Annotated in this window: 1 protein-coding gene; it reads right to left on the reverse strand. The window is 24.2% G+C overall.

The window, feature by feature from the left end; all coding sequences use genetic code 11:
* Positions 1-164: 164 nt before the first annotated feature.
* Positions 165-2063 (reverse strand): VirB4 family type IV secretion system protein, encoded by a 1899-nt coding sequence (locus GBZ86_RS15210; protein ID WP_152892057.1) that lies wholly within the window; start codon positions 2061-2063, stop codon positions 165-167.
* Positions 2064-2182 lie beyond the last annotated feature (119 nt).

Below are 2182 nucleotides of genomic sequence, written 5' to 3' on the forward strand. Positions count from 1 at the left end.
GTAATTTCAGTATTATTTTCTATATCTAAAGCACTATCATTTAATTTAGTCTTTGTAGTTTTGCTTAAATTATCTTTATAACTATTAATTCTATTGAATCCAATATATCCTATTGACAAAAAAAATGTGGTTAATATTCCTATTACTAAAATCTTATTTTTCATTTAAGCTCCTCCTGTAAATAAAAACTTTTCTTTATCTGATACTTCTATATGAAAATTTATATTTTTATAGCCATTTATAGTTAATATACAATCTCCAGTTTCAAAATTAGGAATAAGTTCTATTTCACTATGGGTAAGTTGGCCATTAAAAACTTTATATAATATATCTTTAGCATTATTATCTTGTTGCATTATGAATTTATATTGAGTTAATTCAAATAAAGTCCTTATCTTTTCAAAAACCTCACCATCTGACACATTAGGTACAACATCTCTTATACTTTGAGTTGCAAATATTAAACCAGAAAAATATTTTCTTGCTTCTCTTTCAAATCTTATTAAATAATCAACAGCCATAATATTATTACTATTTATAAATTTATGTGCCTCATCTATTAACAATAAATATTTTCTTGTTTCTTGTACATTTTTTTCATTTTTATCAAAAGCTTTTTTTTCACTTAATCCTTGAGTTAAAGCATTATTCCAAAGCATAGTTAATATATTAAAAGTCTGAGCATTAAATATTCTTTTATCTACATCAACTAAACTTTTAAGTTCAAAGCTCACTATTTGCTCTTTAGTTAAATCTTCTATAGATGAATGTCCATTGAATAATTTTCCATAAGATCTAACAAGATTATCTATACTTAAAATTATACTTTCTAATCTTTTTTGCCTATTTTCACTTAAAGTATCTTTTATTTTTCCTATAAATTTATCTTCATAAAATTCTTCTTGAATATAATCAAGAAAATTTTCCATTATAGGATATTCATTGGTTTTATACTCTGTAGCCTTATTTTTTTCTATGCCAAATTGTTCATAAAAATCATTTAATAATCTTTCAAATTCTCTTAATTCTTCATGAGTAGCTTCTGGAGATAAAAATTGATACATCATTGATACTTTTGATAAATGTTGCATATAACTTTGTTCTTTAAGTACTTCATTAGTATTTTCATCTATTATAGTAGCAAAAATTTGAAGTGGATTTATAATTCCATCTGAACCATCTAAAGCTACTATTTTACCACCTAAAATCTCTACTAATGTTTTAAATTCACCAGCTATATCTAAAATTCTTACTGTATTTTCAACTATTGAATTATTATTTAAAAGCTTTTTTAATAAAGTAGATTTTCCTGATCCCATAACGCCTATAACTAAAGCATTATATGATTTTCTTATACTATCTTTAGTAAATGTATCTAATATTACATTACCACCAGTTCTCGTAGTTCCCATAAACATTCCTGTTTCATCATTTAACTCTGTATAATGAAATGGATAACCACCACCTAAAGCTATGGAAGGTATATGCTTTCCTATTCTTTTATTAGGTAAATACTTTTGATTAGTTGCACTTAAAAATAAAGATTTCCATTCATACTCTTGTTCATTTAAAAAAACTGCACCTCTATATCCGATACTTTCTAATTGACTTAATAAATTTTTAATTTTATTATCAAGTTCTAATTCTGTTTTTCCTGACAAATAATATCTTATAGTAACCTGCTTTACTATTTCTTCTCTTGTTGTTATATCTTCAACTAATCCTATAAGCATATTTGCAGTATTATTAGCTTCAATTTTATCAATATTATTAGACACTTCTGCAACTCTCATTAATTGTTCTGAAATAGCTGTATTTATTTGTTCCAAAGCATTTTTTCTATTCTCAGTAGACACATCTATGGTTGTAACTATATCATCAAAACTTAATAATTGTTGTAACCAAAAATCATTAACATAACTTGGGAAATCATAAAGATGTACACATGCTTCATATCCATCTCCTTTTACTATGCTTCTAGCTTTAAATCTAATCCCCCCAACAGGTTGAATTTTATTTAAAAAATATGGATTATAATTTATATTTTTCTTAAAAAGTTCCATAATTAACTATTCCTTTCTATAAAGTCTATGATATAAGTTTTGTATTAGGATTGTTAAGTTTAAATAATATTTTTAATTTTTTCTCTAAACTTAAATTTTTCAATTTAACTGACTTATTT

It is taken from the genome of Clostridium tarantellae (genome assembly GCF_009295725.1).
In the GTDB taxonomy this organism is placed as follows: Bacteria; Bacillota; Clostridia; order Clostridiales; family Clostridiaceae; genus Sarcina; species Sarcina tarantellae.